Below are 21,077 nucleotides of genomic sequence, written 5' to 3'. Positions count from 1 at the left end.
GGCGCGGCGGGGGCCGCGGCCGGGGCGGCCGGCTGTGCCGGAGCCGGAGCCGGAGCCGGAGCCTGCGCCTGGGCCGGAGCCGCGGGCCGCGCCGGGGCGGCGGGCGCCGAGGGGGCGGGGGCGGTCGCCCGGGTCGTGGTCGTGGGCACCGCAGCCCCCGCGGCTGCGGTCGCCTTGGTCTCATCGGAACTGTCCGCCGTACCGGGAGTGCCCGGCTTGTAGTCGGCGAAGAAGTCCCACCAGGCACGGTCAACCGAATTCGGATCCTGGAGGTACTGCTGGTAGATCTCGTCGACAAGCCACTCATTGGCACCGAAGGCCGCGGCAGGGTTCTTGCCCTGCCCGTCTTCGTCGGTCGAGATGCTCGCGTTACTGGGGGACTGAGACGACACGGCGTGAACCGCCCTCTTCCGCTTCACAAGGTGATGGACAGCGGGAATCAAGGCTACGCCTACCAGGCCAGCAGGTGGAGGCCGGGCGTGCCATCGTCGTGCAAGTCACATCCGACGGCGAGTTTCAGCGTAACAATTGGCGGGAAACAAGCCAGGTTCCGTTGTGCCGGGAACGCGTAACGCTCCGGGAACGGCCGGTTCACGGCCTGTTGCTCGCCCGTCCCCGACTCCGTGTCCGGAGATCGTGCGCTTTCGCTTCGAACTCTACGTCAATGACGGGGCCGCGGTGCTCCCGGCAGAGTGACCCGTATCAGGCAGCCGCGGGCCGATTCGGCCACTCCTATCCGTCCGCCGTGCAGATCCACCGCCCAGCGGGCGATCGCCAGACCCAGGCCCGTACCGCCGTCGCTGCCGGGGCCGTGCGGGTACTGCGCGGTGCCCCGGTTGAACCGTTCGAAGACACGGTGCCGCTCCTGCTCCGGGATCCCGGGGCCCTCGTCCTGCACCTCCAGCTCCAGCGACTCGGGGCCGGTGCCGCGCCGGGCCCGTACGGTGACCCGGCCGTGCGGCGGGCTGTGCTTGACCGCGTTGTCGATGAGGTTGGCGACGACCTGGTGCAGCCGCTCCGCGTCCGCGTGCGCGGTCAGCTCGGGCGGTGAGACGTCCAGGTGGAGGTGTACGTCCGTACGGGTGTGATGGCCGGAGCCGGAGATCGGCCCGCGCTGCGAGGACGCCAGATTGGCCTCCTTCAGCACACCGGAGAGATACGGCCAGACCTCGAAGCGCCGTGACCGAAGCGGTACGACCCCGTTGTCCAACCGGGACAGATCGAGCAGCGTCTCCGTCAGCCGGCCCAGCCGCTCGGTCTGCCGCAGGGCCGTGAGCATCGTCTCGGGGTCGGCGGGCGAGACCCCGTCCACGACGTTCTCCAGCACGGCGCGCAGGGCCGCGATGGGCGTGCGCAGCTCGTGCGAGACATTGGCGATCAGCTCCTTGCGGTGCCGGTCCTCGGCCTCCAGGTCGTCGGCCATGCGATTGATCGTGGAGGCGAGGTCGCCCAGCTCGTCGCGGCGGTCCGCGCCGCTGACCCGGCGGGTGTAGTCGCCGTGCGAGATGCCTTTCGCGACCGTGTTCATCTCGTCGAGCGGCGCGGTCAGGCCGTGCGCCACGAACTGGGTGATGAGCAGCGTGGCGATCATCGAGAAGACGGTGATGAAGCGCAGCTCGGTCTCGGTGCGCAGGGCCACCATCAGCAGTCCGGTGGTGATGAAGACGGAGATGACGACGAGGGTGCCGAGCTTGGCCTTGATGGAGAAGGGCCGCAGCCCGGTGCCGTCGGGGCGGGGTCCGGGCCGGAATTCCAGGGCCGGGGGGCGCCGGGCGCCGCGGCTGTCGCGGCCGGCGCCGGTCCCGGCGGAGCGGGTGCCGCCGGAGCCGGGCTTCCGCGGGGAGCCGGAGGTGGCGGTCGCCGGTGGCACGCCATCCGCGTCGGCCCGGGTTCCCTCGGCCCCGGTTCCGTCGGCCCGGGTTCGGTCCGCCCGGGTTCGGTCCGCCCGGGTTCCGGCTCTGTCCCCGTCGGCGTCGCGGCCGTCATCCGGCCCGGTCATGGCGCCGGGGTCTCCAGCGCGTAGCCGACGCCATGGACGGTACGGATCCGCTCGGCGCCGATCTTCCGGCGCAGCGCCTTGATGTGGCTGTCGACCGTACGGGTCCCCGAGGCGTCCGCCCAGTCCCACACCTCGGCGAGCAGCTGCTCCCGGGAGAGCACCGCGCGCGGGGTGTTCGCCAGACAGACCAGCAGATCGAACTCGGTGGGCGTCAGATGCACATCGTCACCGCGCACCCGCACCCGGCGCTGCGCGTGGTCGATCTCCAGCTCGCCCAGCCGGAGGATGCCGCTGCGCGGGGTCACCGCGGCGAGCGCCGCCCGCTCCACCCGGCGCAGCAGCACATGCACCCGCGCGGCCAGTTCCCGCATCGAGAACGGCTTGGTCATGTAGTCGTCGGCGCCGACCCCGAGGCCGACCAGCATGTCCGTCTCGTCGTCGCGGGCCGTCAGCATCAGCACCGGCACCGGGCGTTGCGCCTGGACGCGACGGCAGACCTCCAGGCCGTCGAAGCCGGGCAGCATGACGTCGAGGACCATCAGGTCCGGCTGCCAGGCCTCGGCCGCGTCCACGGCCGCCGGTCCGTCCAGCGCCGTCTGCACGAGAAATCCCTCGGCCCGCAGCCGTGCGGCGATGGCGTCGACGATCGTCGCATCGTCCTCGACCACCAGGACCCGGCGCTGGGCGCCGGGCGTCGCCGCGACTCCGTTGTGGCTGGTGTGTGTCTGCTCCATCGCCCCGCCCCTGGTACGCGTTCCGCGATCCTTGATCGGCGATCTGCATGAAGTATGCAGATCCGTGTGTGTGGAGCAGCGTAGAGGCAGCGGGAGCCTTCCGGCTACGCAGTGCGAACAGCGAGATGGACCACGTCGGGTACGCCCCGGGCAACTTGGATCTCTTCCGCCCTTACCCCGCTGAATCCGGCATTCCCCAACGCTTCGGCAAAGGCGGGAGAGGGATTCGCCGACCATACGGCGAGGACACCGCCCGGATTCAGCCGCGCCCGGCAGGCGGCCAGTCCGTCCGGCGAGTACAGGTTTCCGTTGTCCTCGGTGACGGTCCACTCGGGTCCGTTGTCGATGTCCAGACACAGGGCGTCGTAACGTTCCGTGGTCGTCCGCAGATGCTCCACCAGGTCGGTGTGCAGGATCACAGCGCGCGGATCGGCCAGCGCCGCACCGGAGATCCGCCGGAGCGGCCCGTCCCGGTGCCAGTCGATGACGGCCTGCTCCCGCTCGACCACCACGATCCGGCCCCAGCGGGGTTCGGCGGTGGCGTGCGCGAGCGAGAACCCCACCCCGAGACCACCGACCAGCACGTCAGGCCGACGCCGCTCCCCGGGGAGTGCGGCCAGCGCGGCGTCGATGAGCAGCCGCTCGGAACGGCCGTCAGAGGTATCCATCAGGAAGCACCCGTTGGCGATGATTTCCAGCCGTTCACCACGCTGCCGCAGCACGACCTCGCCATAGGGTCCCGCACGCCGGTCGAGCGTGACGGCTTCGGGATGAGGTGCGGGTACGGGCATGCTGAGCCTCTCCGTCGGACGGCTGGTACCGCTTGACATCCTGCTCGTAAGGAATGGAGGGAGACAATCCGTTTCCCCCTGTCCCCGCCGTGCGCGGAGGCGAGCAGCGGTATTGAGCCACTTACCGGTACCGCCCGTACCGCACCAGGACATGCCAGAGCTGCTTGATGTACTGGAGCACCTCGTCCTGGGTGCCCCACCCGTCCCAGGCCCCCGGCTCCCGGACGGCCGAGGCCGCCGCGTGACCCAGTACCCCGGCGTCGAGCGTGCCCGTCCTGGCGTACGCGCGGCAGACATGGGCGGCGAGCGGGACCATCACCGGGCCCCGGAACTCCGCGTTCACCTCCTCCGGCGCCAGCACGAAACCGCCGTGCCATTCGACGGCGATCCGGGACCGCCGCGCGAGGTCCGTCAGCAGCCGGGCGGTCCGTGTTCCGCGGAAGGAGGGGTCCAGGACCAGCGCCTCCGCGTCGGACGCGAGGTCGATGCCGCCGTGGACCTGGGCCTCGACGTACTCGTCGAGCGCCCGGCCCGGAGGCCCGCTCGCGGTTGTCGCGCCGGCGGCGGTCGTGTCGTACGGCAGCCGCGCGATCGCCCCGGCCGCGTCCGGCCGTTCCTCCAGCAGCCCCGCGAGCACACAGCTGAACGTATCGATCGTGCCCACGTCGCCGGGGGCCGCGTGGCTGTCGCCGTGCGAGTACGTCGCCCGGACGTTGACCTCGGGCCGCAGCCGCACATGGCAGGAGCCGAAGCGCGGGGAGGCGCCGTCGGGGTGGCCGTACAGGTTGACGGCCCCGTACTTGGGCCGGTCGGCGGGCCGTACCCCGGGGAGGTGGTACGCCCCGCCGAAGAACCGCTCCTCCCAGCGGTCCCGGTCACCGCCGGGGACGGCGGTACGGCTGCCGTTGGAGAGCCCGGTCTCGTACTGGCTCCGGTAGCGCCCGTCCCGCGCCATGGACTCGGCCACCGTCGCGCCGTCGGCGAGGAGCCGGTCGGGGTGGAAGTTGAGCGTGATGCGCGCGTGGGCGTGGATCCGGGAGATGAGCGCGGCGGCGTCCCGGCCGCCGATCCTGGCGAGCGCGGCTTCGGAGCCGGCCGCTCCGGTCGTCCGTACATGGCGGAGCGCGGCGAGCTGGGCCGAGGTCAGCCGGGCGTCGGTGGCGGTCATCGCGGGAGTATCGGCCGAGGGGGACGGCGGCGACAACCGGGTTATCGGGGTGCGGGTGCCGTCCCCGCCGCCGTCCCCGCCGTCGTCTTCGCCGCTGTCTCGCTCCGGTAGGTGTGGCCCCGTTCCGGGCCGAGGCCGAAGTAGTGGCGGAAGTTGTAGATGAGCGGACTCCACGCGGCGGGATCGACGTGATCCGTGCCGGGCACGACGATGTCCGGGGACGCGTGCACCTTCCGTACGACCGCCTCGACGATGAGGAAGCCTCCCGAGACGTCGTGTCGTACCTGCTCGGCGTACGCCTCCAGTTGGAGGGGGCACTCGGCGACGCGCGGCGGCCCGACCAGATCGGAGGGCGCGGGGCTGAAACCCGACGCGGTGAACTTGTCCGGTTCGAAGCGGCACGCGGGCGGCTTGCTCGCCGGGACGGGATCGCGTCCGGTGAGCGGAGCCAGCCGTTCCACCGCGGGCCACTGGTCCGGAGCGGGCAGGCTGATCACCAGCTCGCGGCGGCGGCCCGGCCCGGCGGTGAGATTGTGCGCGGTCTGCCCGTCGGCACCGAGCCCCAGCACGACCACCTGCCCGAGCGCCCAGGCCGAGGACATCGGGGCGAGATTGAACGAGCCGTCGTCGTTCTCGGTGGTGAGCAGGACGACGGGGGTCCCGAAGTAGAGAATGCTCGGTTCGATGACCACATGGCGCGTGGGTGCCATCGCCAGGGAGTCCGGCAGGGAATCGGTCGGGGAATTGGTCGGGGAATCCGTCAGGGTGTCCGTCGAGTTGTTCATACCGTCGACGCTAGGACGCGGACGCTTCGGCGCCGGCCGAAGTATCAGCGCTGGTCAGCGGCCCCGCGCGGGATCTCACGCGGCTCCACGCCGGTGGAACACGCCGACGATCGCTCAGAGCGAACGGAACCCGGGGAACATCCAGAGACTCACAAGCATTGAGCCGGTATAGCTCAACTTGACTGCCGAAGGGGAGATCATGGCTGACACCTCCACACCGCTCACGCTTCCCGTGCTGCCGCTCGACGACGAGGTCGTCCTGCCCGGCATGGTGGTGCCTCTGGATCTGTCCGACGCCGAGGTCCGCGCCGCGGTGGAGGCCGCGCAGGCGGCTGCCCGTGACGGGGGCGACGGCGGCGGCAAGCCCAAGGTGCTGCTCGTGCCGCGCGTCGACGGGACGTACGCCGGGACGGGTGTGCTGGGAACCGTCGAGCAGGTCGGCCGGCTCTCCGACGGAGACCCCGGCGCGCTGATCCGCGGCCGTGGCCGTGTGCGCATCGGTGCCGGTACGACCGGGCCCGGCGCGGCCCTCTGGATCGAGGGCATCGCCGTCGACGAGACGGCGCCCGACCCGCTTCCCGGGTCCGTGACCGAGCTGATCAAGGAGTACAAGGCGCTCGCCACCGACTGGCTGAAGAAGCGCGGCGCCTGGCAGGTGGTGGACCGCGTCCAGCAGATCGACGACGTGTCCACGCTCGCCGACAATTCCGGTTACTCACCGTTCCTGACCACCGCGCAGAAGGTGGCGCTGCTGGAGACCACCGACCCGGTGGCCCGGCTCAAGCTCGCCACCGAGCAGCTGCGCGAACACCTCGCCGAACAGGATGTCGCCGAGTCCATCGCGAAGGACGTCCAGGAGGGCGTCGACAAGCAGCAGCGCGAGTTCCTGCTCCGGCGTCAGCTCGACGCCGTACGCAAGGAGCTGCGCGAGATCAACGGCGAGGGCGACGACGACGAGTCCGCCGACTACCGGACCCGTGTCGAGAACGCGGACCTCCCCGAGAAGGTGCGGGAAGCCGCGCTGAAGGAGGTCGACAAGCTGGAGCGGTCGTCCGACCAGAGCCCCGAGGGCTCCTGGATCCGCACCTGGCTGGACACCGTCCTCGAACTGCCCTGGAACGAGCGCACGGAGGACGAGTACGACATCCGCGGCGCCCAGGCCGTGCTCGACGCCGAGCACTCCGGGCTGGAGGACGTGAAGGAACGCATCACCGAGTACCTGGCCGTGCGCAAGCGGCGCGCGGACCGCGGTCTCGGGGTGGTCGGCGGCCGTCGCGGCGGCGCCGTACTGGCCCTGGTAGGCCCTCCGGGCGTCGGAAAGACCTCGCTCGGCGAGAGCGTCGCGCACGCCATGGGCCGGAAGTTCGTCCGGGTCGCGCTGGGCGGCGTACGGGACGAGGCGGAGATCCGCGGCCACCGGCGTACGTACGTCGGCGCCCTGCCGGGCCGTATCGTCCGGGCCATCAAGGAGGCCGGTTCGATGAACCCGGTCGTCCTGCTCGACGAGATCGACAAGGTCGGCTCCGACTTCCGCGGCGACCCGGCCGCGGCGCTGCTCGAAGTCCTGGACCCGGCGCAGAACCACACCTTCCGCGACCACTACCTGGAGGTCGAACTCGACCTGTCCGACGTGGTGTTCCTCGCCACGGCGAACGTCCTGGAAGCGATCCCGGAGGCGCTGCTCGACCGTATGGAGCTGGTCAGGCTCGACGGCTACACGGAGGACGAGAAGGTCGTCATCGCCAGGGACCACTTGCTGCCCAGGCAACTGGAGCGCGCGGGCCTGGAGCCCGGCGAGGTCACGCTGCGGGACGACGCGCTGCGCAAGCTGGCGGGCGAGTACACCCGCGAGGCGGGCGTACGGAACCTGGAACGCGCCATCGCGCGGCTGCTCCGCAAGGTCGCGGCCGAGCACGAACTGGGCGAGCGGGAGCTGCCGTTCGCGCTCGGCGCCGAGCACCTGCGCAAGCTGATCGGCCGGCCGCACCACGTACCCGAGTCCGCCCAGGACCCGGCCGAGCGCCGCACGGCGGTGCCGGGCGTGGCCACGGGCCTCGCGGTCACGGGCGCGGGCGGTGACGTCCTCTACGTCGAGGCGTCGCTGGCCGACCCGGAGACGGGCGGCTCCGGCCTGACCCTGACCGGACAGCTCGGCGACGTGATGAAGGAGTCGGCACAGATCGCGCTCTCGTTCCTCCGCTCGCGCGGTGCCGAACTGGAGCTGCCGGTGGCGGATCTGAAGGACCGGGGCGTGCACATCCACTTCCCGGCGGGCGCGGTGCCGAAGGACGGCCCGAGCGCGGGCATCACGATGACGACGGCCCTGGCCTCGCTGCTCAGCGGCCGGCTGGTCCGCACGGACGTCGCCATGACCGGTGAGGTCTCGCTGACCGGACGCGTCCTGCCCATCGGCGGCCTCAAGCAGAAGCTGCTGGCCGCCCACCGCGCGGGCCTCACGACGGTCGTGATCCCGAAGCGCAACGAACCGGACCTGGACGACGTCCCGGCCGAGATCCTCGACAAGCTGGACGTCCACCCGGTGACGGATGTCCGCCAGGTCCTGGAGATCGCCCTCGCCCCGGCGGAGGTCCTGGTCCCGGCGGCGGCCTGACGGACACCGGCGGCCTGACGGACACCGGCGGCCTGACGGACACCGGCGGCCGCACGACAACGGCCGCGTATGACCAGCAACGGCCGTGCATGACCAGTGCCGCGCATGACAACGTGGTCCCGACCGGCCCTCCGTTCCGGTCGGGACCGCGTGACGTCGCGGTGCGGTCAGCCGTTCGCCAGGGCCTGGACGCGGTCCAGGGCGCCGTTGAACCTGTTGTGGTCGCCGACGATCGGGCCCGTCGAGGTGTACTGCCAGATCGTCTGGAAGCCCCAGCCCGCCGGCAGCTCGCCGACCGTGGTGTCGTAGCGGGCGATCCACAGCGGGTTCGTGGAGCCGAAGCCCGCGTAGTTGCCGGTGCAGGTCTTCCACCAGCTCGTGGCCGTGTAGATCACGGCGTCGCGGCTGGTCCGGGCCTTGTACGTGGTCAGGAAGTCGCGGATCCAGGCGACCATCTGGGCCGGCGTCTTGCCGTAGCACTGTTCGCCGTACGGGTTCCACTCGATGTCCAGCACGCCGGGCAGCGTCTTGCCGTCGCGCGACCAGCCACCGCCGCCGTCCACGAAGTAGTTGGCCTGGTTGGCGCCGCTGGAGTCGTTCGGCGTGCCGAAGTGGTACGCGCCCCGGATCATGCCGATGTTGTAGGAGCCGTTGTACTGCTGGGCGAAGTAGGGGTTCTTGTAGTAGTTCCCCTCGGTGGCCTTGACGTAGGCCCACTTCACGCCGCTGTTCCACAGGGACGCCCAGTTGACGTTCCCCTGATGGCCGGAGACGTCCACGCCCTCCGTCTGGACGACACGGTCCGTGCGGGGCAGACCGCCCTGGCCGTCGTGCTCGATGACGCCCATGCCCATGTGGGCCGAGCCGCGTACGGGTGTGCCGGCCGGTGGGTCGGCCGGCGAGGTGGCGGCGCCCGCCGCACCCGGGAGGGTGAGGAGAAGCGCGAGACTTGCGAGGAGAGCGCCGGCCGCGGCGGCGAACGATCGGCCGGTCGTTCCGGATCTGTGCACGGGCATTGCGTGCCTCCGAAGACCTCGGTGGGGGGATCTCATGACGGGACTGACACGTCGACATGTAGTGCAATGGACATGCCAGTATTGACGCTACGCACGTAGACCCTGGTGACGGAAGAGCGCCACGCTGCTTCCGTTGGTATAAACCTGCGAAATACTGGCGGAGCTGCGGCAATGGTCGTCGGCGAAAGAAACTTTCAGGAGCGGAAAAGCGCACGATGGGTGCTGACGTGCACGGAAATGGTACGGCGAAAGATCCCGGACTCACGGGAAGCAGTGGTGTGGACCACGAATTCCTGGCGCTGGAACGGGAACTGGCGGTCTTTCTGCGCCGCGCACGCGCCAGCTCCGGCGAAATGGCGCGCGAGGTCCATCCCGAGCTTGAGCCCGCCGCGTACGGACTGCTCGTCCGGCTGGACGAGAACAACTGTCAGCGGGCCACCGAACTCGCCGCCTATTTCGGCGTCGGCAAGGCGACGATAAGCCGTCAGTTGCGCGCCCTGGAGGAACTGGGACTGGTGACGCGCGAGCCCGATCCGGCCGACGGACGCGCCTCGCTCATCCGGATCACCGACGAGGGCCGGGCCCGGTTCCGGCGGGTGCGTGACGCGCGACGCGAGCGGTACGTACAGAAGCTGGCCGACTGGGACCGCGCCGAGATCGCCGAACTGGCCCGGCTGCTCCACCATCTCAACGCCCGCGCCGAGAGCTGACCGCGGCTCCAGGGGCGGATCTCGGGCGGGCCCGGCGCCCGGCCCGACCCCGGCGTCGAGATCCGCGCGCCGTGCGGGGATCCGCCCTTACAGCTCCACGTACGTCACGGTCGCGTCATCGCTCGTCTTCCCCCGGCGGAACGCCACCCCGTCCGGGTCCGCCGACTCCGACGCCCTCACGCGATCGATCAGCTCCTGTGCGCCGTTCTTGCGCACCAGCGCCAGACAGTCCGCCCAGCCGCCCTCCCGGAACACCTCCACCCAGCGGGCCGCGCCGTCCGTCAGCGCCAGCAGGGTGCGTACCTCCGCCGCCGGCGTACGGCCCGTCACCGCCTTCGCCGCGACCGCCGGGTCCGCCGCCGCCGTGAAGAAGCCGCCCTCCGCGTTGCGCAGCGCGTCCGCCGTGGCCACCGAGCGCAGCGCCTCACGCGGGATACGGTCCAGACGGTCGTCGAGCACGGCGCGCACCGCGCCGTCCGGCGACTCCAGCAGCAGCGTCGAGTCGGAGAGCACCAGATGTTCGACGGTGTCCGAACCCCAGCGCGCGAGGACGACGGTCGCCTGAGGCGTACGTACGTGAGAAAGGTCACAGGTTTCGCGGTGGGCGTCCGCCGTACGCGCGATCGATGCCGCGAGGATCTCTGCCAGTGGCATATCCCGTCGTGAACCGGACAGTTCGGCGAGCGCGCCACCCAGCCTGGCGGTGAACCAGGGCACACCGTGTACACATCCGTCGTCCCCCGCCGGGGGTGTCACTCCGTCCAGCACGACCAGCGCGCCGCCCTCGCCACCCGCGGGCAGGACCACGGAAGTCCAGTCCTCATTGGGCCGTACGGCGGCGCCGGGCGTGGTGGCGAGTTCGATACGCATGCGCACCAGTGTGCATGACTCTCCCGGCTATCCGCATGAACTCTTCACGGTGTCTGCACGTCGTGCTGATCGGTCCGTTCCGGCAGGTCAACCGCTCTCATTCGGTCAGAATGAGTCCCGGACGAAGCCGGACGGAGGCGGGGAGGGGGCAGGATTGAGGGGGCCGGGGAAGCTGCGGGCGCGCATCCTGCCAAAGCCCGCGCGGAAGGTCCACCCGGCGCGCCATGTTCACGACGGGTCCTGGGTGGGAAGAGTTGTTCGTCAACTCCTTCTTGATGTTCACTCGTTCAGGTGGCGGAGCGGCCGATGCGCGCCTTCCTCCCAAGGGCGCTGGAATGGTCGACAGCCGTGCCAGGGGTGGGGGTTCTCACGTAGTGACCGGTCGTCACCTCTGCTTCATGGGCGGACGAGTCAAGAATGCGAGCACCGGTGCAGAAGAAGCGGCCTCGGGGTAACGGTGTCGGGCGGGACGAGGCCACCTCGGTCACCACGTCCGGGACCAGTTCGGCCACTTCGGCCACCGGTGAGAACAAGCCCGGCAAGAACAAGCCCGGAAAAAAGAAGGCCGGAAACGCCACGGCGGGAATCGCCACGGCCGGGAGCATCCCGACCGATGCCGGCAAGGCTCAGGGAGGACGCCGAGTGCGGGTACGCAACCGGCTGGTAGCCGGTGTCGCGGTCCTGGGGGTCACCGTCATCGCGGCAGGCACTCCCGCCGTACTCACCGCCTCCACCGAGCTGAACGATGCCCAGAACCTGGTCGTCCTCGCCGAACTGAACCGGCAGGCCGTGATCCTCAGCCACTCCCTCGCGGACGAACGCGACGAGGTCATCGTCTATATCGCCGCCGGCCGCGACGAGCAGCCCGGCGGATCCGGGGGCAAGGGCGGCAAGGGCAAGCACACGATCTCGGACACCCGCAGCAGCCGGGTCGACCGGCAGATCGACGAGATGCGTTCCACCGCGTCCGCCTCTCCCGGCCTGCTGCGCGACCTCTCCACCGTCCCCTCCATCCGCCGCACCGCCCTCACCGGCAAGGGCTCGGCGCTGGAGGCGTACCGCGCCTACTCCGAGGTCATCGCCAAACTCCAGGCCCTCGCCGACGAGCTGGCCGAACAGACCCCGGCCGAGGCCGCCGACGGCACCCGCGCCCCCGCCGCTCTCTCCCGCGCCGTCGAACAGGCCTCGGCCAGCCGCGGGCTGCTGCTGGCCGCGCTCGCCGTGCCCAGCCCCACCGACTCCACACCGCAGTACGACCCGATCACGGGCCTCCCCGTCGAGTCCCAGGCCGACGCGGACAGCAAGAAGAACGACCAGCTCCGCGACGACCTCAGCGCCGACGCCCAGAAGGCGCGCGTACGCGAACTCGGCGCGCTCGCCGACTTCGACCAGAGCGCGGGCACCGAGGCACGCGAGTCCCTCACCGGCACCGTCACCGGGCCCGAGATCAAGACCGCCGAGGGGTATCTGACCCGGCTCACCGACCGGCCCGAACTCTCCGACTCCGACCGCGAGGCCGACCAGGAGAAGGTCAATTCCGCGCTCTCCGCCCGGATCGACCAGATGCGCGGCGTCGAGTCCGGCCTCGGCACCAGCCAGGTGGAGCGGCTCGAAGCGCTGCGCGACGACGCCGTCACCGGCCTCGAACTGCGGATCGCGCTGCTCGGCGGCTGTCTGCTGATCGCCGTCGGGGTCTCCACCGCCGTCGCCCGTACGCTCACCCGCCCGCTCGCGGTCGTACGGATCGGAGCGGCCCGGCTGTCGGCGGCGCCGGAGACCGAGGAGCCCGTCCGGTTCACCGGCCGCAACGACGAGTTCGCGCAGGTCGTCCGGTCCCTCAACAGCCTGCACAGCAAGCTGCTCGACCTCTCCACCCGCGCCGGGGAGCTGGACAGGGAGCGGCTCGGCCTGATCGGCGCGCGCGAGAAGATCGTCGCCCAGCGCGCCGAACTCCAGGAACGTACGACCGAGCTCGCCGCCCAGCTCCAGCGGCTGCGCCACACCGTGCACCACACCTTCGTCAACCTCTCGCTGCGCAACCTCGGCCTCGTGGAGCGCCAGCTCGCCGTCATCGAGGGCCTGGAGGAGCGCGAGCAGGACCCCGAGCAGCTCGCCACCCTCTTCAAGCTCGACCACATGGCCACCGTCATGCGCCGGCACAGCGAGAATCTGCTCGTGCTCGCCGGCCATGAGCACGGCCACGGCTCGACCGGGCCCGTACCGCTCGTGGACGTACTGCGCGCGGCCGTCAGCGAGATCGAGCGGTACGAGCGGATCACGATCCAGTCCCTGCCGCCGCACGCGCAGGTGGCCGGCTTCGCCGCGGACGATCTCAGCCATCTCGTCGCCGAGCTGCTGGAGAACGCCACCGCCTTCTCGCCGCCGGACGCCGAGGTCCAGCTCTCCGGCTGGCTGCTGGAGACCGGTGAGGTGATGCTCTCCGTACAGGACCAGGGCATCGGCATGTCGGCGGACCGGCTCGCCGTGCTCAACGCGCGGCTCGCCGAGCCGGAGGGCCCCGAGGGACTCGACGGCCCTCCGCGCAAGCCGTTCGTGAGCGAGCCGGAGGGCGAGGGGCTCGGCCTGCGCGTCGCCGGGCTGCTCGCGGCGCGCCATGGCGTACGGGTCGAGCTGCGCGAGCACCAGCAGGGCGGCGTGGCCGCGGTCGTGGTCCTGCCGCAGGCGCTGCTGCCGGCGTCCACGACGGCGGGCTCGCCGCACCGGGCACGGGCGGCCGGCGCGGCCCCCTCGGTGCAGCTGCCGGGCTCGACGGCGGAGGCCAACTCCAATACGCTCCAGGGCCGTTCGCAGCCGGGCCGGCCGACGGCGGACGGCACGGGTCCGGTGGAATCCGCGGTTCCCGCCGAGGCCGCGGTTCCCGAGGTCGACCCGCTGGTGGTGGCCGCCGAGGCGGCGATCCGCCGGGCCGAGGCCGAAGAGGCCCAGGGGACGAGCGCGCCGGAGCGGGAGCGTGCTCCGGAGCCGGAACGTACGACCGAGCGCGAACGTGCCGCCGAGCGCGAACGCGCCCCGGAGCGGGACCGCGCCGCCGAGCGCGAACGCACCGCCGACACCGACACCGGCGCCGTCGCCGCGTACGGGGCGACCGCCCCCGACACCGCCGTCGGCCCGTACGCCATCGGCCCCGACTCCCACGAGCGGGCCCATGACGGTGAGCCGCCGACCACCGGCCCCGACCAGGACACGTTCACGATGCGGCTGCCCCGGCAGCCCGGATCCGCCGAGGCGGAGCCTGCCGCGCCGGCCGGTGCGGACGGACCGGAACGCGTCACCGACAAGGGGCTGCCCAAGCGCACCCCCAGGATCGTCAAGCCCGCCGCCGCGCCCACCGGGCGATCCGGCAGCGTGGACGCCGAAGCGCTGCGCCGCAGACTCGGCGGCTTCCACCAGGGGGCGAAGGAAGGCCGGCGCGATGTCGAGGCCGAACTGACGGAGCAGTCGGAACAGTCTGACCGGGCCGAGCACGCGGAGCCCCCGGCCTCCGCGGCACGGACCGAGGTACATACCGGAGAGACGGGGGAGACAGTCGAGGAGGCACGCAGTTGACTGCGACCGGCACATTCGGACTGAGCAGCGAAGCCCGCAACCTGCACTGGCTGTTGAGCAACCTCGTCGAGGAGGTGCCAGGGGTGCACTCGGTCGCCGTCGTCTCGTCCGACGGACTCCTGTTGCTCTCCTCCGACCCGGGGCTGAACACCGAGGCGGCCACCACCGTGCGCAGGGAGGGCCCCCGCGGCTCCAGCGCCGATCTGGCCACCATCGTCTCGGGTATCGGCAGCCTCACCATCGGTGCGGCGAAGCTGATGGACGGCGGCGGGGTCAAACAGACCATGGTCGCCATGGAGGAGGGCAGCGTCTTCGTCATGGCGATCAGCGACGGCTCACTGCTCGGGGTGCACGCCACCCCCGACTGCGACATGAGCGTGGTGGCCTACCACATGGCGCTCTTCGTCGGCCGCGCCGGACATGTACTGACGCCCGAAGTCCGCGACGAGCTGCGCAAGTCGATGGAGAGCGCCGAATGACGCCGTCCGCCGATCACGTCCGGGGGCTGCCCGTACGCGGCGCCGACCGCAGGCCCGCGCGGGTCCGTCCGTACTCGCTCACCGGCGGACGCACCCGGTTCGGCCATGTCCTGCTGGTCGAGACCTTCGTCGCCGCGCTCGAAGCGGCGGAGGAGCGCAGGGAACTGACGGACGGTGGCGGCGCGTCGCGCGTCATGCCGGAGATGCTGGCCATCGTCGAGCTGTGCCGGCGGATGCGTACCGTCGCCGAGGTCTCGGCGCTGCTCAAGATGCCGCTGGGGGTGGTGAGGGTGCTGCTCAGCGACCTCGCCGACCAGGGAAAGATCCGTGTGTACGGGACCGGGCACGATACCGGCCAGCCCGACCACGCACTGCTGGAAAGGGTGCTGAGTGGACTCCGCCGCCTCTGACGTCATCGCCGCGTTCGGCGAGGCCGGCCCGTCGCCGGCCGCCGTCGGGCCCGAACGTGAAGAGGATCTCCAGCCCTGGCAGCTGGACCGTACGCGTGCGCCGATCGCCACCAAGATCGTGGTCGCGGGTGGCTTCGGTGTCGGCAAGACGACCTTCGTCGGGGCGGTCTCGGAGATTCCGCCGCTCCAGACCGAGGCGCTGATGACCCAGGCCAGCGCGGAGGTCGACGATCTCAGCGCGACGCCCGACAAGCTCACCACGACCGTGGCGATGGACTACGGGCGTATCACCCTCGACGACGACCTCGTCCTGTACCTCTTCGGTACGCCGGGCCAGAAGCGCTTCTGGTTCATGTGGGACGACCTGGTGCGTGGCGCGATCGGTGCCATCGTGCTGGCCGATACGCGACGGCTGCCCGACTGCTTCCCGGCGCTCGACTACTTCGAGAGCTGCGGACTGCCGTATGTCGTCGCCGTCAACCACTTCGAGGGAACACCGGCGTTCGAGCCGGCGGATGTGCGCGAGGCCTTGACGATTCCGCCGCATGTGCCTGTACTGATCATGGACGCGCGCAAACGGAACACGGCGGTCGAGTCATTGCTCGCGCTGGTGCGGCATGCGCTGGAAACCTCTCCGGAGTAGTCCCTGTCCGGCCGGACAGGACGTGGCCGGTAGCCTGAGCCGACGTCAGTTATCAGCCACCTCAGGCCACGTCAGTCGTCGCCACGCGCGCAAACGGAGAACCCCGCCATGCGGAAGATACTCATCGTCGGAGCAGGCCAGTCCGGGCTCCAGCTCGCCCTTGGACTCCAGTCGCAGGGGTACGAGATCACCCTGATGTCCAACCGCACGGCGGACGAGATCCGGTCAGGCCGGGTCATGTCCACGCAGTGCATGTTCCATACGGGGCTCCAGCACGAACGCGATCTCAAGCTGGGCTTCTGGGAGTCCCAGGCACCGAGGATCGAAGGGCTCGGCGTCTCGGTCGCCGCCCCCGACTCCAGCCGGGCCGTGGACTGGGTCGGCAGACTGGACGGCTACGCCCAGTCCGTCGACCAGCGCGTCAAGATGGCCGGCTGGATGGAGACCTTCGCGCAGCGCGGCGGCCAGCTGGTGATCCATGGGGCGGCAGTCTCCGACCTGGACTTCTTCTCCCGTACGTACGACCTGGTCCTGGTCTCGGCGGGCAAGGGCGAACTGGTCTCGATGTTCGGCCGCGACGCCTCGCGTTCCCCGTACGACGCGCCGCAGCGCGCGCTCGCCGTCGCGTATGTCCACGGTCTGGGGCCGCGCCCCGAGCACCCGGAGTACGACGCGGTCCGCTGCAATCTGGTGCCGGGCGTCGGCGAGCTGTTCGTGATGCCCACCCTCACCACCTCCGGCCGCGCGGACATCCTCTTCTGGGAAGGCGTCCCCGGCGGTCCGCTCGATGTCTTCCAGGGCATCAAGGACCCCGCCGAGCATCTCGCGCTGACGCTGGAGCTGATGGAGCGCTTCACGCCCTGGGAGTACGCGCGCGCCACGAAGGCCGAGCTGACGGACGCCAACGGGACGCTGTCGGGTCGGTACGCGCCGACCGTACGCAATCCGATCGGGCGGCTGCCGGGCGGCGGTCTGGTGCTCGGTGTCGCCGATGTCGTCGTCGCCAACGACCCGATCACCGGGCAGGGCTCCAACTCGGCGTCCAAGTGCGCTGCCTCGTATCTGGAGTCGATCGTGAGCCATGGCGACCAGCCGTTCGACGAGGCGTGGATGCGGTCGGCGTTCGACCGTTACTGGGACACCGCGCGGCATGTCACCAAGTGGACGAACGCGATGCTGGGCGTCCCGCCGGAGCATGTCCTGAACCTGATCGGCGCGGCGGGTCAGCTGCCGGTGGTCGCCGACCGGTTCGCGAACGGCTTCAACGACCCGGCGGACTTCGAGAACTTCTTCTACGAGCCGGAGAAGGCGAACGCGTTTCTGGCGGAGGCGGCGGGCGCGGCCTCCTAGGGCGTGTTGCGAAAGTAGCGCCGTCCGCCCGCAGGGCGGGGCCTGCGGCGTCCGGTGCGTGCGATCGCAAGGCGGAGGATCGTCCTCGTACTGGACGTACTTGGACGACTCCGACAACGCAGCGAGCGTGCGTGCCGGGCGTCGCAGGCCAGGCGGGACTTTCGCAACACGCCCTAGGGCCTGCCCGGCCGGGCAGGCCCTGGACGCCTGTTCCCTGGACGCCCCTTCCCTGGGCGGCCGTTCAGACTTCCGGTGCCGCCTCCTCGCCGTAACCGGCGTCCGAACCGTCCAGGGCGCCCGGGGGCAGTGTCGGGGGCGCGTACGCCCCCGGGTCCATCGCCGTGGCCTCCGGGTCCGGACGGACCGCGCCCAGCAGGGGATTCGCCGCGATGGGGGAGACCTTGACGTTGGTCCCGGGGCGCGGCGCCTGGATCACCATCCCGTCGCCCAGATAGATCGCCACATGTGTGGCCCCCGGGAAGTAGACCACCAGGTCGCCGGGGCGCAGCTCACGCAGGGAGACCTTGGGGAGTTCGTTCCACTGCTCCTGGCTGGTACGGGGGATGGCGAGGCCGGCGCGCGCCCAGGCCCGTGAGGTCAGCCCCGAGCAGTCGAACGAATCGGGCCCCTCGGCGCCCCACTCGTACGGCTTGCCGATCTGCTCGATCGCGTACTCCAGGGCCGCCTGGCCCGCCCGCGAGGGCGCCTTGCGGACCGACGCACCGGCAGGACCGCCCGCGCCCTGGGGTCCGCCCGCGCCCGGTGAGGTGCCTTCACCGAGGGCGCCGGAGGCGAGCAGTTCGCGCTGGGCCTTGTCCGCACCGGCCCGTTCCAGATCGGTCAGGGCCGCGATCTGAGCACGGCTGAGGGAGGCGAGCAGCTTCTCGACCTCCTGAAGCCGGGATCTGACCATGTCGCGCTGTCTCTTCTGCTTCGTGGCGAGCGCCTGCTGACGGGCGAGGGCCTCGCGGGACGCGGTGGCGAGGGCCCGCGCGCGCTGTTCGCCGCCCGTCAGCCGGTTCAGCGTCACCGCCCTGCCGCGTGCCGCGCGCGCCAGCAGATAGGTCTCGTCCAGGGCGCTCTGCGGATCGCGGGCGAGCAACAGCCGCAGATAGCCGGAGAGACCGGACTGCCCCTGGTACTGCTCGCGGGCCAGCCGGCCCGCGTTGAGGCGGCTGAGGGCCAGCGCGGCGCGGGTGCGGGCGAGTTCGGAGTCCAGCCTCTTCGTCTCGGCGCGCTGCCGGGTCAGTTCGGCGGCGGTGGCGTTGTACTCCTCGGTGGCCTTCTCGGCCTCGCGGTAGAGCTGTTGGAGCCGGGTCAGCATCTCGGCGACGGTGCGGGGCGGGGCGTCGTCGGTGACGCCGGGTGCGCCGAGGCCGGCCGAAGCCGATGCGGTGGGGGTGGGGGCGGGGGAGGGGGTCGGCGACGGTGCCGCCGACGCGACCGGCACCGCGGCGAAGACCGTCGCGGCGGCCAGCGCGGCCGTACAGACGGACGTTAGCGACACTCTGTCTGACACGTCATCACCTCCGGTTGCGGGACGGGCAGTCCAGCACTAGGCGATGATGAGGTGATATGGCTTGTGAAGAGCGCATTAATGGGCTCAGTGGCGCAGCAGCATCATCCTTGTGAGGGACGGTCGCGCTGCTCCGTATCGTCGCCCCGCTCCGTACCGCCGCCCGGCTTCGACCAGGGCCACTTCAGCGCGCGCCGCTCGCGGCCCTCGGGCACGAACTCGTACTTCCAGCCGCGCTGGATCCCGAGCCGCTTGGTGTAGCCGGCCGGGGCGCGACGGTAGGTGAGGACGGTGGGCGGCCCGCCGTCCGCGTCCGGCACCGGGACCTGGTACCACTTGGGCGGCTGCCCGGTCGGCCCGGTCAGTACGGGCAGCACGCGCCCGTCCAGCGGCCCGCCGACAAAGAGAGTGTCTTCGCTTCTCACACCCCCAGTCTCGCCTACGGGAGGTGCGCCGCCGCGTTCACCAGGGGCAGCACCCGGCGGGCCAGCGCGCCCACGGGGCCGTCCGGGTGTTCGTACGCCACGAGCGCGCCGACGGCCGCCGCGGTCTCCTCGTCGGTCGCGGCCGTGACCACCAGCAGGGCGATCAGATGGTCGACCAGCCAGTCGCGCAGCTCGTCGGCGGGCGGGCGCTTCTCCTCGTCCAGCCATATCAGCGAGGCGGATTCGACGGCCGCGATCCAGGTGCGCACCAGCATCCGCAGCCGCGCGCCGGGCACCGCCGGGGCATGGGTGTCCGTACCGCCCGCGCCATCCGTACCGCTTGTGCCGTCCGTACCACGCGTGCCGTCCGTACCGCTTGTGCCGTCCGTGCCACGCGTGCCGTCCGTGCCGAGGTGCAGCAGGATCTGTCCGGCCGCGGCCCGCCGTACCTCGTCGACGATCGCGGTCGTCCGGGACGTCTCACAGACGCTGCCGCCCCGCAGCAGCGCGCTGAACCCGGTGTCGTGCTGGTCGACGAAGGCGAGATAGCGGTCGAGGACGCGCCCCAGCCGCTCGGTCGGCGGCCCCACCGGCGGTTCGGTGAAGCAGAGTTCCAGCTCGTCGGCGGCGGAGCGCAGCGCGTCCTCGTACAACTGCTGCTTGCCGCCGCTGAAGTAGCGGTAGACGAGCGGCCGGGACACCCCGGCCGCGGCGGCGACATCATCGAGCGAGACATCCTCGGGCGCCCGGTGCGCGAAGAGGCCGAGGGCCGCGTCGAGGAGTTGCGTACGGCGCTCCTCGACGCTGAGCCTCCGGTACGCGGGCGTTGCGGGCGCGGTCATGTCGGCAGCGTAACCGCCGGGCCCCCGCGTGGGGGTGCGGACCGGGACGGGGGCGTTGGCGTTGGCGGCGGCCGTGGCGTTGGCGCCGGTCAGGCGAGGAGGCCGGAGGACTTCCAGAGCCTGCGCCCCGCCCCGCGCAGCACGCCGATGTCGTCCAGGAAGTCGGTGAGCCGCTTGGCGCCCGACCGCATCACTTCCCGGCGGTGTCCGCTCTCCCGCACCTGCGCGACGGCCTGCCGGCGGTCGAGGCCGACGTGCTCGTACACCCCCGGATTGATGAAGCAGACCGAGAAGACCCGGGCGGCCTCACCGGAGCTGAGCCGGGTCAACTCCCGTTCCCAGCGCGGCGCGGTGACCATCTGGCGGCGCAACTCCTCGCGGGCGTACCGGACATGGCGCGCCTCCTCGATGACATGGATACGGGTCACCCCGCGCACGAGGGGCTGGACGCGCTCGTCCGGGAAGGTCAGCCGCTGCATCCAGTCGAGGATCTCCTCGCCGAGGAGCGTGGCGGCGAAGGAACCGGGGGTGGTGGAGACGGTCTTCAGGACGCGCGCGAGGTTGTGGTAGTAGCGCGGCACGGGATACGCCGGGGTCCCGCCCTTTCTGATCAGCCGCGCGAACATCATGGAGTGCCGGCACTCGTCCGCGATCTCGGTAAGGGCGTAGCGGACGTGGCTGCTGGTCACGGGCTTGTCGTAGATGTGCCGGACCAGCAGCTGCATCAGGATGATCTCGAACCAGATACCGAGCGAGGCGAGCGACGCGGCCTCGTGCCTGGCCAGGTCCATCCGCTGCTCCTCGGACATCGTCCGCCAGAGCGGCGTGTCGTAGAGCGAGACCAGCTCGGGCGGCCAGAACCACTTGCCGTGCTCGGCCGGGGCGTCCCAGTCCAGTTCCTTGTCGGGGTCGAAGGAGTGCTTGGCGGAGGATTCGAGCAACCGCTCGGCGACCTTCTCGCGGTCCCGGAGCGGGCCGAGTGCGTCGCGGAGCAGCTGCACATCGCGTTCGGTCACTGTCGTCATGGCGGAGCGCACCTCATGGCTGGGTTACCGGCGGTCACCCCTTATGAGACCGCTCGTCAACAAGGGCGTCAATCCCTTGTGCGCGACGTGTTGACTCCGCGTCCGGCACCGTGCGGGTCTGCCGCCGGCCCTTCAA

General features: G+C 71.1%; 20 protein-coding genes. 7 read left to right on the top strand and 13 right to left on the bottom strand.

What is annotated here, in order from left to right; all coding sequences use genetic code 11:
• The 6 genes from ACFRKB_RS26855 to ACFRKB_RS26830 form a co-directional block, all read right to left on the bottom strand.
• On the bottom strand, nt 1-392 hold a 392-nt coding region (locus ACFRKB_RS26855), incomplete at its 3' end, for a 2-oxoglutarate dehydrogenase E1 subunit family protein (protein ID WP_463291762.1).
• 269 nt (nt 393-661) lie between these two features.
• Complete coding sequence (locus tag ACFRKB_RS26850; protein WP_030355661.1) at nt 662-1,717, bottom strand: HAMP domain-containing sensor histidine kinase; 1,056 nt, start codon at nt 1,715-1,717, stop codon at nt 662-664.
• Between the two features lie 278 nt (nt 1,718-1,995).
• Nucleotides 1,996-2,733 (bottom strand): response regulator transcription factor, encoded by a 738-nt coding sequence (locus tag ACFRKB_RS26845; RefSeq protein WP_030355662.1) that lies wholly within the window; start codon nt 2,731-2,733, stop codon nt 1,996-1,998.
• Between the two features lie 104 nt (nt 2,734-2,837).
• Complete coding sequence (locus ACFRKB_RS26840) at nt 2,838-3,524, bottom strand: spermidine synthase family protein (RefSeq protein WP_383109003.1); 687 nt, start codon at nt 3,522-3,524, stop codon at nt 2,838-2,840.
• Between the two features lie 121 nt (nt 3,525-3,645).
• Nucleotides 3,646-4,692: a DUF3626 domain-containing protein gene (locus ACFRKB_RS26835; RefSeq protein ID WP_383109002.1), complete on the bottom strand. Its 1,047-nt coding sequence runs from the start codon at nt 4,690-4,692 to the stop codon at nt 3,646-3,648.
• Between the two features lie 41 nt (nt 4,693-4,733).
• Entirely contained in the window at nt 4,734-5,402 is a 669-nt protein-coding gene (locus ACFRKB_RS26830; protein WP_383109014.1) for a flavin reductase family protein, read from the bottom strand.
• A gap of 274 nt (nt 5,403-5,676) precedes the next feature.
• Between ACFRKB_RS26830 and lon the strand changes: the two genes are divergently transcribed.
• Nucleotides 5,677-8,088, top strand: coding sequence for an endopeptidase La (gene lon, locus ACFRKB_RS26825; RefSeq protein ID WP_383109000.1), 2,412 nt, complete (start codon nt 5,677-5,679; stop codon nt 8,086-8,088).
• Nucleotides 8,089-8,255: 167 nt separating this feature from the next.
• On the opposite strand, the gene ACFRKB_RS26820 is transcribed toward lon, so the two are convergent.
• Nucleotides 8,256-9,104, bottom strand: coding sequence for a lysozyme (locus ACFRKB_RS26820; RefSeq protein ID WP_383108999.1), 849 nt, complete (start codon nt 9,102-9,104; stop codon nt 8,256-8,258).
• A 215-nt stretch (nt 9,105-9,319) separates the two neighbouring features.
• Between ACFRKB_RS26820 and ACFRKB_RS26815 the strand changes: the two genes are divergently transcribed.
• Nucleotides 9,320-9,814 (top strand): MarR family winged helix-turn-helix transcriptional regulator, encoded by a 495-nt coding sequence (locus ACFRKB_RS26815; RefSeq protein WP_383108998.1) that lies wholly within the window; start codon nt 9,320-9,322, stop codon nt 9,812-9,814.
• An 87-nt stretch (nt 9,815-9,901) separates the two neighbouring features.
• Here ACFRKB_RS26815 and ACFRKB_RS26810 read toward each other — a convergent pair whose 3' ends face one another.
• On the bottom strand, nt 9,902-10,684 hold the full coding sequence (locus ACFRKB_RS26810) for a protein phosphatase 2C domain-containing protein (protein ID WP_383108997.1): 783 nt from the start codon (nt 10,682-10,684) through the stop codon (nt 9,902-9,904).
• Nucleotides 10,685-10,971: 287 nt separating this feature from the next.
• A complete protein-coding gene (locus ACFRKB_RS26805) occupies nt 10,972-11,277 on the bottom strand; it encodes a hypothetical protein (protein WP_383108995.1) in 306 nt (101 codons plus the stop codon).
• Nucleotides 11,278-11,326: 49 nt separating this feature from the next.
• Between ACFRKB_RS26805 and ACFRKB_RS26800 the strand changes: the two genes are divergently transcribed.
• From ACFRKB_RS26800 to ACFRKB_RS26780, 5 genes are all read left to right on the top strand, one after another.
• Nucleotides 11,327-14,251, top strand: a complete 2,925-nt coding sequence (locus ACFRKB_RS26800; RefSeq protein WP_383108994.1) for a sensor histidine kinase — start codon at nt 11,327-11,329, stop codon at nt 14,249-14,251.
• Nucleotides 14,248-14,730 carry a roadblock/LC7 domain-containing protein gene (locus ACFRKB_RS26795; protein ID WP_365975194.1) on the top strand — a complete coding sequence of 161 codons (483 nt, stop codon included), beginning with the start codon at nt 14,248-14,250 and terminating at the stop codon, nt 14,728-14,730. The genes ACFRKB_RS26800 and ACFRKB_RS26795 overlap by 4 nt, the downstream gene beginning before the upstream one ends.
• The gene (locus ACFRKB_RS26790; protein WP_383108993.1) at nt 14,727-15,140 is read left to right on the top strand and encodes a DUF742 domain-containing protein; all 414 of its coding nucleotides are present in this window, start codon (nt 14,727-14,729) and stop codon (nt 15,138-15,140) included. The genes ACFRKB_RS26795 and ACFRKB_RS26790 overlap by 4 nt, the downstream gene beginning before the upstream one ends.
• Nucleotides 15,121-15,783 carry a GTP-binding protein gene (locus tag ACFRKB_RS26785; RefSeq protein ID WP_383108992.1) on the top strand — a complete coding sequence of 221 codons (663 nt, stop codon included), beginning with the start codon at nt 15,121-15,123 and terminating at the stop codon, nt 15,781-15,783. Before ACFRKB_RS26790 ends, ACFRKB_RS26785 begins: the two co-directional genes overlap by 20 nt.
• Nucleotides 15,784-15,891: 108 nt before the next feature.
• Entirely contained in the window at nt 15,892-17,133 is a 1,242-nt protein-coding gene (locus ACFRKB_RS26780) for a styrene monooxygenase/indole monooxygenase family protein (RefSeq protein WP_383108990.1), read from the top strand.
• A gap of 241 nt (nt 17,134-17,374) precedes the next feature.
• Here ACFRKB_RS26780 and ACFRKB_RS26775 read toward each other — a convergent pair whose 3' ends face one another.
• The 4 genes from ACFRKB_RS26775 to ACFRKB_RS26760 all read right to left on the bottom strand — a co-directional run bounded on the left by ACFRKB_RS26775 (nt 17,375) and on the right by ACFRKB_RS26760 (nt 20,941).
• On the bottom strand, nt 17,375-18,652 hold the full coding sequence (locus tag ACFRKB_RS26775; protein ID WP_383108989.1) for a C40 family peptidase: 1,278 nt from the start codon (nt 18,650-18,652) through the stop codon (nt 17,375-17,377).
• A gap of 101 nt (nt 18,653-18,753) precedes the next feature.
• Nucleotides 18,754-19,074: a hypothetical protein gene (locus ACFRKB_RS26770; protein WP_383108988.1), complete on the bottom strand. Its 321-nt coding sequence runs from the start codon at nt 19,072-19,074 to the stop codon at nt 18,754-18,756.
• Nucleotides 19,075-19,088: 14 nt separating this feature from the next.
• A complete protein-coding gene (locus tag ACFRKB_RS26765; RefSeq protein ID WP_383108987.1) occupies nt 19,089-19,916 on the bottom strand; it encodes a TetR/AcrR family transcriptional regulator in 828 nt (275 codons plus the stop codon).
• An 89-nt stretch (nt 19,917-20,005) separates the two neighbouring features.
• The gene (locus ACFRKB_RS26760) at nt 20,006-20,941 is read right to left on the bottom strand and encodes an AurF N-oxygenase family protein (RefSeq protein ID WP_383108986.1); all 936 of its coding nucleotides are present in this window, start codon (nt 20,939-20,941) and stop codon (nt 20,006-20,008) included.
• Nucleotides 20,942-21,077: the final 136 nt, after the last annotated feature.

This window comes from Streptomyces scopuliridis (assembly GCF_042790125.1).
Lineage (GTDB): Bacteria > Actinomycetota > Actinomycetes > Streptomycetales > Streptomycetaceae > Streptomyces > Streptomyces scopuliridis_A.
This window is presented reverse-complemented; position numbering and strand designations above follow the sequence as displayed.